The organism is Listeria aquatica FSL S10-1188, from assembly GCF_000525795.1.
Taxonomy (GTDB): Bacteria; Bacillota; Bacilli; order Lactobacillales; family Listeriaceae; genus Listeria; species Listeria aquatica.
This window is the reverse complement of the sequence record NZ_AOCG01000013.1, coordinates 95,377-111,132: the sequence shown is the minus strand read 5'-3', so window position 1 is coordinate 111,132 and position 15,756 is coordinate 95,377. Positions and strand designations below refer to the sequence as shown.

The window sequence follows — 15,756 nt, the reverse complement described above, 5'->3', positions numbered from 1 at the left end:
TCCCTCACTTTACTTTTGCAATTTTTCCTTGTTCAATATATACCAACAAAATAGAAATATCTGCCGGATTGACCCCGCTGATTCGACTTGCTTGCGCAATTGACAGTGGTTCAATTTTCTTAAGTTTTTCAACCGCTTCCGTAGCCAAGCCAAAAATCGCATCATAGTCAATATTTTCCGGGATTTTTTTTATCTTCCATGCGCTTCATTTTTTCAACTTGTTGGTAAGCTTTTTCAATGTAACCTTCATATTTAATTTGAATTTCCACTTGTTCCGCCACATCCCAAGACACAAATGTTTCACGTGGAACAATTTCAATAATTTGATCATAAGTCATTTCCGGTCTACGTAAAAAGTCCGCCGCTAGAACGCCATCTTTAAGTTCAGCAGAACCCAGTTCACGAAGCATCGCTTGTACTTGTTCTGTCGGTTTAATTCTCGTTGTTTCAAGACGCCGCTTCTCTTCCTCAACCGCTGCTTTTTTCGCTTGGAAACGCGCATAACGCTCATCACTAATCAACCCAATTTCATGACCCAGTTCAGTCAACCGCAAGTCCGCATTATCATGGCGCAAGAGGAGGCGATATTCAGCCCGCGAAGTTAAAAGGCGATATGGTTCTTCCGTGCCTTTCGTTACGAGGTCATCAATCAAAACGCCAATGTAAGCTTGGTCGCGCCCTAAAATAACAGGATCTTTCTCTTGAATTTTACGACATGCATTGATCCCTGCCATCAAACCTTGCCCAGCAGCTTCCTCGTATCCACTTGTTCCGTTAATTTGTCCAGCTGTGAAAAGCCCAGGTACCAATTTTGTTTCAAGTGATGGCCAAAGTTGATCCGGCATCACCGCATCATACTCAATCGCATAGCCGACACGCATCATTTCAACATTTTCAAGACCCGGGATCGTCCGAAGCATTTTTTTCTTGAACGTCTTCAGGTAAGCTTGTAGAAAGACCTTGCACATAAACTTCTTCCGTGTTACGACCTTCAGGCTCCAAGAAAATTTGATGCCGAGGTTTATCACTAAAGCGCACAATTTTATCTTCAATAGATGGACAATAACGAGCACCTGTCCCCTTTTTCGTCGCTGTAAACATTGGCGAACGCGATAAATTAGCATTGATAATTTCATGCGTTTGCTCGTTCGTATAGGTTAGCCAACACGGCAACTGCGTAAGCAGCATTTCAGTCGTTTCATAACTAAAAGCACGTGGATTTTCATCGCCTGGTTGAATTTCTGTTTCCTCATAATCAATGGAACTGGATTTCACGCGTGGTGGTGTCCCCGTTTTAAAGCGACGTAAAATAAAGCCCAGTTCTTCAAGATGTTCTGAGAGCTTAATAGAGGGTTGTTGATTGTTTGGACCACTTGAATAGCGCAAATCTCCAACAATAATTTCACCACGAGAAAACGTACCGGTAGTCAAAACAACGGCATCTGCCATGTATTTTGCACCACTGTTTGTAATGACGCCACGACAAACCCCGTCTTCTATAACTAAACGGTCAACTAAGCCTTGTTTTAACGTAATGTTTTCTTCTTTTTCAATTGTATGTTTCATTTCATGTTGGTAGTCCCATTTATCTGATTGCGCACGTAAAGCACGTACAGCAGGACCTTTACCAGTATTTAACATCCGCATTTGCACATAAGTTTTATCTGTATTTCGTCCCATTTCGCCGCCGAGCGCATCAATTTCGCGAACGACAACACCTTTTGCTGGGCCGCCAACTGACGGGTTGCAAGGCATGAATGCGACCATATCTAAATTGATCGTCAACATAAGCGTCTTCGCGCCCATACGGCCGCTTGCAAGCCCAGCTTCAACGCCAGCATGCCCAGCACCCACAACGATCACATCATAATGACCAGCTTCATAAATTTGCATTTTTTCCTTCCATCTCCTTTATTTACCTAAACAAAACTGATTAAAGAGTTGATCCAAAAGTTCATCTTGAACAGAATCCCCCGTAATTTCACCGAGTAAATCCCACGCTCTTGTCATATCAATTTGTACAATATCAACCGGCATTCCTGCTTCAACGCCTTCAATTACCGCATCAAGCGCGTTCGCAGCCTGGTGAAGTAACGCAATATGTCGCGTATTGGAAACATAAGTCGCATCACCCGCATCAATTTCACCCGTAAAAAATAGTTTCTTAATCGCTTCTTCGAGTTCCGTAATTCCGCCTTCTGTAAGCATCGACGTTTCAACAACAGGATTAGTACCTGCAAGCGCCTGCACCTGAGTAATATCTATTTCCCGATGTAAATCCGTTTTATTTAACACCACCACATAATGGTGATTTCGCGCTGCTTCAAAAAGCGCTCGATCTTCCTCAGTAAGTGGTTCATTTTGATTGAGCATAAGCAAAATAAAATCCGCATCCTGCAATGCTTTTCTAGATCTTTCTACCCCGATTTTTTCAACGATATCTTCCGTTTCGCGGATACCAGCCGTATCAATCAAACGAAGCGGCACCCCACGCACATTGACATATTCCTCAATGATGTCACGCGTCGTTCCCGCAATGTCCGTCACGATCGCCTTCTCTTCCTGAATAAGTTGATTAAGCAGTGAAGATTTCCCTACGTTTGGTCGGCCAATTATGGCTGTAGCAAGCCCCTCCCGTAAGATTTTCCCCTGCTGTGCTGTTTCAAGTAACTGCGCAACCGACGCCTTCACAAGGAGTGTTTTTTCGACGAGCATTCTCTGCGTCATTTCCTCAACATCGTCGTATTCCGGATAATCAATATTGACCTCCACTTGCGCCAAGGCGTCCAAAATCTCTTGCCGCAAATTCCTAATCAAGCGCGACAAATTTCCGTCCATTTGCTTCAGCGCAACACCCATCGCCCGGTCTGTTTTTGCACGGATCAAGTCCATGACCGCTTCTGCCTGTGACAAGTCGATTCTTCCGTTTAAAAAGGCGCGCTTTGTGAATTCTCCAGGTTCAGCAAGCCGGGCGCCACTTCTTAATAGCAACTGTAAAACCCGATTCACTGCAACGATCCCGCCGTGACAATTGATCTCAACGACGTCTTCTCTCGTAAACGTTCGTGGTGCTCGCATCACAGAAGTCATGACCTCTTCGATTGTTTCATTATTTTCTTTAATATGTCCATAATGGATCGTGTGACTATCTACATCCGCCAAGCGATTTTTGGCATAAAAAATACGATCCGCTATCTGAATCGCTTCATCGCCGCTTAATCGAATAATAGCAATGGCTCCTTCGCCGGGCGGTGTTGAGATAGCAGCAATAGTATCCAAATCCATTCTTCTCCCACCTTTCTTCTGTAAGCCAAATAAGCTCGGGCTAAAAGTGTCCGAATAAATTCCTTGCGACTACACAACCATTCACTCTGCTTTGACCAAAGCTCAAGTCATTCATCAGCATTATTTAATTATCCACAATTGATATGTTCTATTTTAACTTATTCACATGTGGATAACAACCGTTTTTTATTTTATCCACAAAAAAAGTATGCCTCTTATTTTCAAGGCACACTTTAATTATTTTGTCTCCAATTGATGCACAAACAAGCCACTCAAAAGCTTGGGCTCAAACCAAGTTGATTTTGGTGGCATAATTTGAAACGCATCCGCAACATTGAGCAAATCCTCCATTTGCGGCGGGAACATCGCAAAAGCCACATGAAATTTTCCACTATCCACAAGCTTCTTTAATTCATCCAAGCCACGAATCCCGCCCACAAAATCAATTCGCTCATCCCGGCGCACATCCTTAATACCAAAGATGGGCCCGAGTACGAGCTCCTGCAAAATTGAAACATCGAGCCCGCCAATCACATCACTTGGGATAGTTTCTGGTTTAGCTTTGAGACCATACCAGACTCCATCCAGATACATACCAAATTGATGCTTTTCTTGCGGCTTGAACGCCTCTTGCTGCGCCGATGTCACATCGAATGCCGCCTCCACTTGCGCCAAGAAATCATCTGGAAGCGGCGCCCGGATCACGCGATTATAATCCAAAATTGAAAGCTCCTCCGCTGGGAACAGCACTGAAAGGAAAAAATTGAATTCTGCATCAAGAGGAGCATCCGGATGCTCCTCTTGGCGTTTCAAGCCAACTTTGACGGCCGATTCCGTGCGGTGATGCCCATCTGCAATGTAAAGCGCCGGCACAGCCTCAAAAGTCTCTCCGATTTGCTCTGCCAAGTTCTGATCTTGAATTTGCCAAACCCGATGCCTAACCTCATAAAAGCTCACAAAGTCGTATAAAGGCTCATTTTGATTCGCATAACGGTGAAGCGCATCTGTCAATTTCTGTTTTCCTCGGTACGTAAGAAAAATGGGACTTGTATTCGCATCACAAGCATCAATATGGCGAATTCGGTCAAGTTCTTTTTCTTCACGTGTAAACTCATGCTTCTTGATAATCCCCTCTGTGTAATCCTGTATCGACGTCACGGCGGCTAAACCTAATTGCGACTTTCCGCCAACTATCAATTCATATAAATAGTAAGAATCTAGTTCCTCCTTTTCTAGCCACCCGTTTTTTTAAAAAGGTTTCAAGGTTTTCATTTGCTTTTTGATAAACTTCCGCTGCATAGGGCGAAAGGGTTTTATCAAGATCAATTTCTGCCTTGTCGATATGCAAAAAGGAGTAGGGATTTTCTTTGCTCAGTTCGCGCGCTTCATCACTATTTAAAACATCATAAGGTAGCGATGCCACTTGGTGCGCTAAATCTTGCTTCGGTCGGATTGCTTTAAAAGGTCTTACTTTTACCAACTTGTTTCCTCCTCCATCACGTTGTTATTTCTCGGGAAATAGTTTAGGAAATGGTCACTCCAATCGGTTCAATGACACGAACGCGGAGCACTCCTTCAATTTTCTCCAAGTCTTCTTTAATACGTTCCAGATTTACTGCTTCATTTTGTTCTAAATCAAGTAGCGTATAAGCATAGCCTTCACGACTGCGGTTGGTCAAGTCAAGAATGTTAATTTGATGGCTGGCGACAATCGTCGAAACTTGGCCTACCATGTTGGGAATATTATGATGGCAAACGCCAATTCGTGGATGGCCATTATAAGGCATTTCCACATTTGGATAGTTCACCGAGTTTTTTATACTACCCGTTTCGAGATATGCTTGTAATTCTCGTGCTGCCATGATCGAGCAGTTGATTTCTGCTTCAGCAGTTGATGCACCCAAATGAGGCAGCACCCGGACACGCTTATTTTCAAGTAGCGAATTCGTAGCAAAGTCTGTCAAATAGAGTCGTAATCTTTGATGATCAAGCGCATCTAAAATCGCTGCTTCATCCACTAATTCACCTCGAGAAAAGTTTAGCAGTACGGCATCCGAGCGAAGTAACATCAACGTTTCAGCATTGAACATTTGATGTGTATTCTCCCTGAGTGGAACGTGAACGCTAATGTAATCGCAAGTCGTTAAGATTTCTTCGAGTTCAGTTGCTCGCTTGACTTCTCGTGAAATTTTCCAAGCTGTATCCACGGATATGTAAGGATCAAACCCCATTACTTCCATTCCAAGTGCAGCCGCATCATTAGCAACGAGCGCACCAATTGAGCCAAGTCCAATAATCCCTAGTTTCTTGCCTTGTAATTCTGTTCCCGAAAAAGCTTTTTTCCCCGCTTCTACTTTGGCTGCTACGTTTTCCCCTTCAAGTTCGCGAACCCAGGCACATCCTTCAATAATTGGACGCGCTGCCATGAATAAACTTGCAAGTACCAGTTCTTTAACAGCATTGGCGTTCGCGCCCGGCGTATTAAACACGATGATCCCTTGCTCTGAACAACGCTCAAGCGGGATATTGTTAACGCCCGCTCCTGCTCGCGCGACGGCTTTCAACGATTTCGGAAATTCAAAGTCGTGTAAGCTGTAACTACGGAGCAGTAATCCATCAGGATCCGCATTTTGATCCACACTGTATTTCTCGGAATGGAAGGTTGCAAGTCCTTCTTCTGCAATGGCGTTTAGCGTTTCAATCTTAAACATAAATTTTTCCCCCTTTATATTTAACAGCGAAACCCTCCATAAAGTGAACAAATTCTTCGACGCCAAGAATTGGGAAGGCATTGTATAAACTAGCTCGCATACCACCGACTGAGCGATGCCCTTTCAAATTGATGAAGCCTTGTCTTTTCGCTTCTTGCAAAAAAAAGCGCATCTAGTTGTTCGCTTCCTGTATGAAAGGGAATATTTGTGAGTGAGCGGAATGCAGGTTCTACAGAAGAACTAAAAAATTTTGGATTGATCCAAGTAGGTATATAAAAGAGCCGCTTTTTCACGATTTCGTCGTTCCATTTCTGTTACGCCGCCCTCGCTTTTAATCCACTCTAAAACAAGCTTTGCCACATAAATAGCAAAGGTTGGTGGGGTATTGTATAGGGAATGATTTTTTGCCTGCACCGCATAATCTAGCATCACAGGAAGATCAGGAACTTGCCCGATCAAGTCTTCCCGTACGATGACGATTGTTAATCCCGCTGGACCAATGTTTTTCTGCGCACCAGCATAAATTAACCCAAAGTCCTCTACACGGTAATCATTCGATAAAATATTGGAAGACATATCTGCAACGAGCGGGATTTCTGATTGCGGAATATCGAAGAAAGCCGTTCCTTCAATGGTATTATTTGTCGTAATATGTAAATAGGAAGCATCTTTTGGTACTTCCAGAATTTCTGGAATGTAATGAAAATTTTGATCTTCAGAAGAAGCCACTACAACGGCCTCCGTTAATTTTTGTGCTTCTTGAATGGCTTTTTGCGACCAGGAACCAGTGTTTACAAAGGCTGCTTTTTTACTATGTGCTAGGTTAAGTGGCACCATTGTGAATTGAAGGCTTGCTCCTCCTTGTAGAAATAAAACTTTATAATTATCCGGAATGCCCATTAATTCGCGAAGCAACACTTCTGCTCCTGCTAAAATTTCTTCAAACCACTCGGATCTGTGGCTGAGTTCCATGACCGACATGCCTGATCCCTTGTAAGAAAGCAGTTCCTCTTGCACTTGTTTTAAAACTGGTTGTGGTAACACTGCTGGCCCAGCTGAAAAATTATAGATTTGCTCCATTTCCCACTCGCTCCCATTCCTTTTTATTTTTTAAAAGCACTCTTTCATTTGTGCATTAAGACACAATTTTTAGAATAAATAAAAAATCAAAGGCTTTCGTATATTATAACAGAAGACCACTAAAATTAAAGAGAAATCCTTTCCTAAAAAAACAAGTACTTTTAGCTAAAAGTACTTGTTTCCAATTATTTGGTTTTTCTAAAGACCATCCAGTAAATTACAAGGAATAAAACAAGGGCTAAAATCGCAGAACGATACATGACGGCATAGTTGCTATACGTTGCGACAATACTGAGCCCAAAGCTTCCGATCGCCATCCCGATATCCATGCCTGATAAAAAGGTTCCGTTTGCAGCACCTTTGTTTTCTGGAGCAGCTCGATCTATTGTCAGCGCTTGTAAAGCGGGTTGTGTCATCCCGTAGCCTAGTCCAAATGCCAGCGCCGCAAAAAATAGCATCCACGCACCCGTAGCAAAGGAAAGCAATAAAATCCCAAGTATCATAGCAAAGACACCTGGAACTACAACAACGAAATGTCCTTTCGTATCATATAACCGACCCGCAAAAAGCCGACTTAAAAGTATCGTAATGGCTTGTCCTAGAAAATAAATCCATGTATTTTCAACATGTATTTCTGTACCGTACACCATCATAAAAGTTTGAATTCCGCCAAGTGGGATAGCCATTAATAGACATAAAAAAGCCGGCAACAGCGCCGTTTTCTCGAAAAGCTGTATTTTCCCGGTTTTTTTCACTTTTTCTTGCTTGATTCGAACTTGCGAAAGCAGTAAAAAGGTACCGACTAAAATGACCAGTGCAAAAGTAATTAGCGTATTAAATGAAAAATAATTCATGATCAAAATGGCTACAACGGGGGCAAGTGACATTCCAAGCGCTGTTGTCAGTCCATAAAACCCAATTCCTTCACCCGTTCGGTTAGGCGGAACAATTGCAGAAACGCCCGTTGCAATAGAGGTTGTGCTAATCCCCCAGCCTGCTCCTTGAATGAAACGAACCGCAAGCAAAGCTAAAACAACTGTTGAAATATAAAAACTAGCCGTTGTCGCAATTAAAATTAGAAAACCTATCAAAATGAGCATTTTAGAGCCAAATCGATCATTCCAGCTTCCTGAAATAGAACGCATAAGAAGCGCTACTACTGAAAACACACCCACAGCAAGACTAGCTTCTACTTGCGAACCCCCAAGCTTAATAATTTGGGTGGGCAAAGTGGGCATAAATACCATAAATCCAACATATAGAAAAATACTTCCTATCAGTAAAAAAATGTAATCCTTCGTCCATAATTTTGTTTTACTTTCCAAAAAATCCCTTCTTACTCAATATTATTCTCGATCTGGTTTAACAAAGTAGCAAAAGTTCGCAAATCTTGTTCGGAAAAATCGGCAAACATCTTTTTACAAGCCTCTTCTACCGTTTCTTGCAAAACAGAAGTTAGCTTCTCTCCCTTTTCATTTAAACTTAACAGGGTTTTTCGACGATCTACTTCATCTGTTTTGCGGATCACTAAGTCTTTCCGCAACAGGACATCAATGATCCGATTAACCGTTGGCGTGTCTTTTTCTGAGAGTTCGGCTAACTGTTTTTGTGAAATTGGTGCCTTTTGCTGAATAATGTTTAATATCGTCCACTGTTCAGGGGTTACTTCTAGATCTGCCAAGCTTCTTGAAAGAAATAAGTGCATTTTTTTTCGCGATTTTTGTTGTTTGAAAGGAAAATTCATCAAACTTTTGCCTCATCATTTCACCACACCTTAATTAATTGTTATAACAATAATTGTCTTAACAATCATATAACAATATTTATAAAAAGTCAAAAAAGCTAGCTAAAGGCCCAGAATCTGCCTTTAGCTAGCTTTTAAAGCAACTCAATATTTATAATTTCATCAAATTGAACAGGGTAAATCTGCCCAAATATATCGCGAAAAAGAATTTCTTGTGTTTCAGGATCCATTTCGAATGGCACTAAATCCATTTCGCGAACAACACCCCGCCCGACGAAAGCTTCCGAATCCTCAAAAGATGCCAACTCTAGTTTCGCCACATTTGCTTCTTCAAAAAAGTTCAGTCGCACTAACCATTCTCGCTTGATTGCATCAGACAAGGTGATATAAAAGCTTTCCTGTTCCACTAAATCAACTTGCGGCTTTTCGATAAGAACTGCTGGATTCGTTACTTCGACTTGTTTATCTAAAGATATAGCATAAACCATTGTGATCACCTCTTTCTATTTCTATTATACGAACAAACGTTCTTGTTTGCAACTTTTTTTATTTGAAATTTTTTTTCGTTTAGAATCTGAGTAGGTTTAGCGCTTACATAAAAACAAAGGGTTGCAATCCAAAAAATTAGTCGCTATACTAAAGTAAGTAAATAACATTTGAAAAGAGGTATTCCTATGTCAAACTCATTCTTAGAAGCAATCAAATCGCGCCGCTCAATCTATGCGCTTGATAAAAACGTATCATTATCCCAAGATGAAATCGAAGAAATCGTAAAAGAAGCTATTAAGCACAGTCCATCTTCGTTTAATTCACAAACTTCACGTGCTGTTCTTTTATTCGGCGAAAACCATGATAAACTTTGGAATATCGTAGAAGATACACTTCGCGCTATTGTTCCTGCTGAAAATTTTGCCTCCACTGAAGGAAAAATCGCTTCCTTCCGTGCTGGATATGGAACCGTTTTGTTTTTCGAAGATACAGATGTGATCAAAGGATATCAAAAAGATTTCACACTTTATGCTGAAAACTTCCCTATTTGGTCCGAACAAGCAACAGGTATTGCGCAGCACTCTGTTTGGGTAGCTCTCGCAGACGCTGGAATTGGAGCTTCCTTGCAGCACTACAATCCACTTATTGATGACGCAGTCAAAGCCGAATGGAACCTTCCAGAAAGCTGGAACTTGCGTGCACAAATGCCATTTGGTAACATCGCTAGTGAACCTGGTGAAAAAGAATTCATGGCAGACGAAGAACGCTTCCGCGTGTTTAAATAAGTTACAAAAAAAAGCCTTAACTGACAAGCCCTTCTTGAAAGGCGCAGCAGTTAAGGCTTTTTTTTATTCCGCAATAAAAGTTTCTACTTGTTTCATAAGTTCATCACAACTCACTGTTCCCGTTATTCGTCCCTTCACTTCACCATCCACGATTACAAATGAATTCGGGATTCCTTTGACTTTAAACCGATCAGCAATTTTTCTTTGCTTATCGACGTTAACTTTAACAACTTGAATATCCTCATTTTCTCTTTCTGCATACTGATCCAAAGTTAACCAAAAACAGCGACACGGCGCACACCACTCTGCCCAGAAATTAAGTAAAATTTTTGAATGACTGGCAATAATCTGATCAAAGTCGTCTTCTTTTGCATGTATAATCGCCACATTTCTCACCTCTCGATTCAGATTATGCCATTCCATCTGAATCGTCAAGTGAACAAGCTTAACTGTTCATTTTTTAACAATCTCCCGATATTTTCGTAACCCCGCAAAGATAAATAATAAAATACCAAACGCTGCCGCAAGTGCTGTCCCCGCAAAATCGAAAAATAAATCTCCAGACATATTTCCCGCACCATTAAAAGCTGCAATAACTCGTTTAAAATCAAGCGAAGCGCTAAATAAGCTACCTGCAAATAGCAAGAAAATCAAGAAAATCTGTCCGCAAATGCTACCTAGTTTTGTCCACCTGCTTCGAAGTAATAAACTGGCATCTTGCATTTCATTTGCGGCAGTAGCATACGCTGATCGATTTAGATGACGACTTAGCATTGATAAAAACAGAGAAGCGCCAAAAATTCCAATACTGATGCTGGTCCAACTCGGTATGACAATCAAAACAAAACTTAAAGCAATTCCTAGACTGTATAAATATAAAATAGGGCGTTTCCCCCACGCTTTCTTAACAAGCGGCTCTACTGCAAGTGAAAAGAGAGTTCCTAAGAAATAAACCATATAAACGCCAAACAACATAAACTTGAAATTGTTTTCGGCAAGCGCCACAAATGTTCCGTAAAGCAATGAAAAACTCATTACAGCACCTTGAGCAAAAGAGAAATATAAAATCCACGGCGCTAGCTTCAGTTTCATTTTTGGCATTAAATAAAGACCCGCACCAATGAAAATCAAAATACCCGCTAAAGCGGCTGCAAATACCCAGAACACATAATCTGTAGACTCGATAGTTCGAGCTTCTTTAAATAGAAATAGAATAAATGATGCAGCAAAAAAAAACAAGAAATGGGCGAATTAGAAAGGCATCTCCAGTTCGTGTCTTCACTTCATAATTAGGCAAGCGACTAACAAAATAAAATGTAATCAAGAGGAGCACTGCGTAAAAAAGAAAGGCCAGACTAGGATAAAGAAATTGTGCTAAAATCCCCCCAATAACAAGGGCTAAGATAATTACAAAAAGCGCTCGCAAATAGTTATTATTAGACATTTTTCTGCCGTAATAAAAATGGTCATGATATTGCAAAGTAATATAAACCGGGAGCGCCATGCTGCTTGATATTCCAATCAATATAGCCCCTATTTCAATCCAAAGAGCGTCAAAAGAGCCAAGACTAGCTAATACTGATCCAACAACCCCCATAGCGATTAAAACTTGTAAAAGCGACTTTGCCTTTGCTTGATAATTAAAGGCATTGAACAAGAAAGTTCCTGTTGATTTAAAGACATAAAAAATAATTAATGACGCATAACCATTTAGCCAACCATGATATAAGTTTCCAACTAGAATAAAAAATAAATAAGGCATGAATACCGTTGCATTCATAACGGCATACATGAAAAATTTTCCTTTTGGCTCCATCTTTAACTCCTCAATTCTACGCAAAGAGTCCAATATGTTTCACGTGAAACAATTTAGATTCATTTGGCATATTTCAACAACCTTGCGACATTCTCAGCTGTCCTTACTAAATTTTGTTCGGCATCCTGGCGCACCTCCGAAAAGGTACTCACTGAAGCAACACTTGGAAAAATAGCCGTTATTCCCTGCTGATAAAATTTTTCACTATCCTTCGTTACACTTCCGCAAATAGCAATGACCGGAATCCCATCAGGTACCGCCCGTGCGACACCAAGCGGCGCCTTTCCACTTGACGTTTGTCCATCCATTCTGCCCTCACCAACGACAACAAAATCCGCATCAGTACATATTTCTTTAAGCTGCAGCTGCTCAATTACATAGTCAATTCCAAGTTTTAGTTCAGCCGATGCAAATTTAAGAAGACCCGCGCCCATTCCCCCTCCAGCCCCTACTCCTGGATTCTTTGGAACACCAAAAAAGCGGTTATAGAAAGTTTCCATCGCTTGATCGACCTGAGGCATCTCTGCTTCATTTAATCCCTTTTGCCCGCCAAATACAAAGGTAGCGCCATTTGGACCTGTAAGAGGATTTGTTACATCGGTGATGACACGAATTTTTGTTTGAGCTAACTGTGTCCTCACATTATTATTTTTCATTGTGTGAATTCGCGATAAATTCTTTCCAATAGGCAAAACAGAGTTTCCCAGTTCATCGAAAAATTCGTATCCAAGTCCCGCTGCCATACCAATTCCGCCATCATTGGAAGCGGTCCCCCCAACCCCGATAATGATTTCCTTAGCGCCTTGACCCATCGCATAGTTCATCATCTCTCCGACTCCTCTTGTTGAAACGGTGAGCGGATCACGCTTGTTTTCTGGTACAAGTTGCAATCCACAAATCTCAGCCATTTCAATGAAAGCCGTTTGTCCAGCATGAATGAAAGCGATCTGCGCGTTTACCGGCTCTAAAAATGGCCCGGTAACAGAAACTATTCTTCGTTCAGCATGCAAAGTTTTAGCCAGCACGTCAAGCGTGCCTTCTCCGCCATCACCAACAGGCAAAAGATGATATTCCACCTCAGGAAAGACACGCAGGAACCCTGTTTGAATGGCCATTGCCGCTTTATCAGCAGACAGCGTTTCTTTAAAAGAATCTGGAGCGATGACGATTTTCATTGCGGAACCTCCTTTTTTGTTCTATCATATCATTTTTTACAAAAAAACAAAGCCCTAATCTTTAGTTGACAGCTTGCCTCTCAATCGTTATTATAAAATTAAACTTGGTCCTGTAGCTCAGTTGGGAGAGTATCACCTTGACATGGTGGGGGTCGCTGGTTCGAGACCAGTCGGGACCATTAAAAAACAGGCAAGAAACTAGAAAATAAGGTTTCTTGCCTGTTTTTATGTATTAAGATTTAGTTTCTTTATGCAGTAGTTCGCGAACCCGCTTAGGACTAACTAAAAATGATGTAAGTAGAATAAATGGAAAGAACTGTAGTGGAAAAACGAACAGCAAAATAGAGCTAGTAAGAAGCGGGCTGCCGACAATTCGAGAACAGCTGGCAGCAACAAAAATAGTCAGTAAAAATCCAATGTGCCCATCAAGTGGCCAAGTGACAACGTAGCCCATCACGCTACTCGCAAAAATAGCCGGGAAGATTAACCCCCCTTTCCAGCCAGTATTTACACAAATTGCAGCAAGAAGCGGTTTTCCAAGTGCAATTAGTAGCAAAAACAGCCAACTATACGTTGTTACTTCGCTCGACATCTCAATCAGCTGATGTTCTCCTGAAAACAGAAAGTAAGAAGATACCATCCCTAAAAGCCCAATGCTTATACCTCCAATTAACGCAAGCACCCACTTATTTTGCACGAATCGTAATCCTCGCTTTACGAGTGTTTCGAGACCATTAAAATAAAAAGCGAAACAAACGCCAAGAATGATAACTGGAAGTGCAAAAATGAGATTTTGCCAATTCCAAATAGAATGGTCTGATAGTCGAATGCCAAAGATGCTTTCTGGAAGCGGCAAAAGATGTTTTACTAAAACAAAGGAAGCAAGCGCACAAAACGAAGCTACAATCGAAAGTAAATAACGTAACCAACTAGGTAATTTTCTTTCTACTGGATTTTTATGTTCAATATCTTGGACGACCCCGTTAAAAGGTGCTAGGAAAATAACCGACATCATCGCACCGATTCCTAAATTTACGAGTTCCTCTTTGCTCGCTAAATTAATCCGCAAATGTTCAACTAGCCAAGTTATCATTGCGCCGACCATGCCAACTAAAGCTGCTTCTGGACCTAAACTTGCTCCGAAAGAAAGAATAACCCACGCGGCAAGAATCGTTTTCCATAGCCGATTTTTGTATTCGATTCGTCCTGTTTTTCTAAATTCGGCCATGTTTTCGTGCATCGTATATGGGAAAGCACCAAGTTTCGTTTGAATAAGACCAACAAGGAGCCCCCCTATTATGCCAATGATTAGCGGATACAAACTTGGTTCGTGCAAGCTTCTCGGTAACTTTTCCCAAATAAAATCTGTCGAAAAATGGACGATTGCTAAAAACAAGGCAGCGACAACACCAATCACCGCACTTAGTACTAACGTATAGCCAATTAAAACTACAGAAACTTTTTTCATTCTGTTCCCCCCAGAAATTGAAGCCATTCTTTTACTTCTTGCCCGAAAAAACATAAGTTTAAACCGGTGTTCTGAACGAAACTACCTTTTGATAAGCCGTTCTCAAATAAAAATCATCTCACGCTAAAACATGTGAGATGATTTTTTCAACTTATTTATTTTTTTTTATTCGCTTCTTTATCCAAAGCTTTCTTTACCTCTTGGTTCACCTTATCTTCATACTCGTCACTATACGTTTTCGAATCTTGAATTAACTGATCGCAAAATATAGCGACATCTTTTCCAGTGACAGTAAGCACCTCATCACCTCTTGCTGCGCCCTCTTCGAAAAGTTCCAAAACAGCAGAAAGTGGCTCAATTCCATCTACAAGTTCCATTGGTCCAACTTTAAAAAGATACTTTTGGATTTCCTTATAAACCACCTTGTAATCTCGTGGCAGAGCATTTACACGCGCCATATGTTTGCGCCATTCCTTCTTCTCAGCCAGAATTTCCTGTAAACCCATTTTCACCCCTCCTATTGATTCAATTTTTTCGCAACATTTTTATTAAGTTGATCGCGCCACTTGTCACGTAATGACTTCGCTCCCTCTTCGGAAGCGAGCGCCACACAAAATCCTTTTATATCGTTTCCCAAAATTTCCTGCGCATGTTGTCCATCCGCTGCCGTTTCCTCAAACCAACTGAGCACTCCCCCAAGAATTGGGATAAGGTTACGACCTGTAAAGTCGGCATGCCCCATGAGGTTCAATGTGATTTCTTCCCAAGCTGCCTGATAATCATCCGGCAACTTTTCAACTCGCGACTTAAAATCATTCAAATCTCTTGTAATATCATTTCCCGTAATTCTATCCCAGAAATTCATGCTTGTTCCTCCTTCAATTTATTAATTTTCGACGAAACAAACTCCCATTTTTTCCAAAAATTTTCTAGTTCTTCTCGACCCGCATCGCTAAGCGAATAAAACTTTCGTACGGGACCCATTGTCGATTTTTTCTTGGTTATTTCAACGAGTTCTTTCTTTTCAAGCCGCAGGAGAATTGTATAAACCGTTCCCTCTACAATATCTTCAAAACCCGATTCCTGTAAAATCTTCGTAATTTCATAACCATAAGTTTCTTTGCGATTAATGATTTCAAGGATAATTCCCTCAAGAACTCCTTTTAACATTTCAGTTATTCCATTCATAATTTGTCATCTGTC

General features: G+C 41.1%; 14 protein-coding genes, 1 tRNA gene and 3 pseudogenes. 2 read left to right on the top strand and 16 right to left on the bottom strand.

The genetic code is table 11. The features are described from left to right. Positions 1-4: 4 nt before the first annotated feature. The 8 genes and pseudogenes from mnmG to MAQA_RS11030 all read right to left on the bottom strand — a co-directional run bounded on the left by mnmG (position 5) and on the right by MAQA_RS11030 (position 9,308). Positions 5-1,893, bottom strand: a pseudogene (mnmG, locus tag MAQA_RS11065) (tRNA uridine-5-carboxymethylaminomethyl(34) synthesis enzyme MnmG). An 18-nt stretch (positions 1,894-1,911) separates the two neighbouring features. Further along, positions 1,912-3,285, bottom strand: coding sequence for a tRNA uridine-5-carboxymethylaminomethyl(34) synthesis GTPase MnmE (gene mnmE / locus MAQA_RS11060; protein WP_036073966.1), 1,374 nt, complete (start codon positions 3,283-3,285; stop codon positions 1,912-1,914). A gap of 237 nt (positions 3,286-3,522) precedes the next feature. Then, a pseudogene (locus MAQA_RS11055) lies at positions 3,523-4,765 on the bottom strand (DUF1015 domain-containing protein). A gap of 43 nt (positions 4,766-4,808) precedes the next feature. Further along, entirely contained in the window at positions 4,809-5,996 is a 1,188-nt protein-coding gene (locus MAQA_RS11050) for a phosphoglycerate dehydrogenase (RefSeq protein ID WP_036073964.1), read from the bottom strand. Continuing rightward, positions 5,989-7,076, bottom strand: a pseudogene (gene serC / locus MAQA_RS11045) (3-phosphoserine/phosphohydroxythreonine transaminase). The gene MAQA_RS11050 and the pseudogene serC overlap by 8 nt, the downstream one beginning before the upstream one ends. Before the next feature lie 185 nt (positions 7,077-7,261). Then, positions 7,262-8,401, bottom strand: coding sequence for an MFS transporter (locus MAQA_RS11040; protein WP_036073962.1), 1,140 nt, complete (start codon positions 8,399-8,401; stop codon positions 7,262-7,264). Between the two features lie 11 nt (positions 8,402-8,412). Further along, entirely contained in the window at positions 8,413-8,820 is a 408-nt protein-coding gene (locus tag MAQA_RS11035; RefSeq protein ID WP_241463223.1) for a MarR family winged helix-turn-helix transcriptional regulator, read from the bottom strand. 134 nt (positions 8,821-8,954) lie between these two features. Further along, positions 8,955-9,308 (bottom strand): hypothetical protein, encoded by a 354-nt coding sequence (locus tag MAQA_RS11030; RefSeq protein ID WP_036073960.1) that lies wholly within the window; start codon positions 9,306-9,308, stop codon positions 8,955-8,957. Between the two features lie 186 nt (positions 9,309-9,494). Here MAQA_RS11030 and MAQA_RS11025 point away from each other — a divergent pair, with 186 nt between their 5' ends. Beyond that, a complete protein-coding gene (locus MAQA_RS11025) occupies positions 9,495-10,094 on the top strand; it encodes a nitroreductase family protein (protein WP_036073958.1) in 600 nt (199 codons plus the stop codon). 63 nt (positions 10,095-10,157) lie between these two features. Here the strand turns inward: MAQA_RS11025 and MAQA_RS11020 are convergent, their stop codons facing one another. The 4 genes from MAQA_RS11020 to MAQA_RS11010 all read right to left on the bottom strand — a co-directional run bounded on the left by MAQA_RS11020 (position 10,158) and on the right by MAQA_RS11010 (position 13,085). After that, on the bottom strand, positions 10,158-10,481 hold the full coding sequence (locus MAQA_RS11020; RefSeq protein ID WP_036073956.1) for a thioredoxin family protein: 324 nt from the start codon (positions 10,479-10,481) through the stop codon (positions 10,158-10,160). Positions 10,482-10,547: 66 nt separating this feature from the next. Continuing rightward, positions 10,548-11,261: a hypothetical protein gene (locus tag MAQA_RS14495; RefSeq protein WP_149023360.1), complete on the bottom strand. Its 714-nt coding sequence runs from the start codon at positions 11,259-11,261 to the stop codon at positions 10,548-10,550. Between the two features lie 31 nt (positions 11,262-11,292). Beyond that, positions 11,293-11,910 (bottom strand): hypothetical protein, encoded by a 618-nt coding sequence (locus tag MAQA_RS14490; RefSeq protein WP_149023359.1) that lies wholly within the window; start codon positions 11,908-11,910, stop codon positions 11,293-11,295. A gap of 59 nt (positions 11,911-11,969) precedes the next feature. Further along, positions 11,970-13,085, bottom strand: a complete 1,116-nt coding sequence (locus tag MAQA_RS11010) for a glycerate kinase (RefSeq protein WP_036073955.1) — start codon at positions 13,083-13,085, stop codon at positions 11,970-11,972. Between the two features lie 106 nt (positions 13,086-13,191). On the opposite strand from MAQA_RS11010, the gene MAQA_RS11005 reads away from it, so the two are divergent. Then, positions 13,192-13,264, top strand: a tRNA-Val gene (locus MAQA_RS11005). Between the two features lie 53 nt (positions 13,265-13,317). Here MAQA_RS11005 and MAQA_RS11000 read toward each other — a convergent pair. From MAQA_RS11000 to MAQA_RS10985, 4 genes are all read right to left on the bottom strand, one after another. Then, entirely contained in the window at positions 13,318-14,553 is a 1,236-nt protein-coding gene (locus MAQA_RS11000; protein WP_036073954.1) for a chloride channel protein, read from the bottom strand. Positions 14,554-14,708: 155 nt separating this feature from the next. Continuing rightward, positions 14,709-15,059, bottom strand: a complete 351-nt coding sequence (locus tag MAQA_RS10995; RefSeq protein ID WP_036073953.1) for a DUF1048 domain-containing protein — start codon at positions 15,057-15,059, stop codon at positions 14,709-14,711. Between the two features lie 11 nt (positions 15,060-15,070). Then, on the bottom strand, positions 15,071-15,418 hold the full coding sequence (locus tag MAQA_RS10990; RefSeq protein ID WP_036073951.1) for a DUF1048 domain-containing protein: 348 nt from the start codon (positions 15,416-15,418) through the stop codon (positions 15,071-15,073). Next, a complete protein-coding gene (locus MAQA_RS10985) occupies positions 15,415-15,741 on the bottom strand; it encodes a PadR family transcriptional regulator (RefSeq protein WP_036073948.1) in 327 nt (108 codons plus the stop codon). Before MAQA_RS10985 ends, MAQA_RS10990 begins: the two co-directional genes overlap by 4 nt. Between the last annotated feature and the right edge of the window lie 15 nt (positions 15,742-15,756).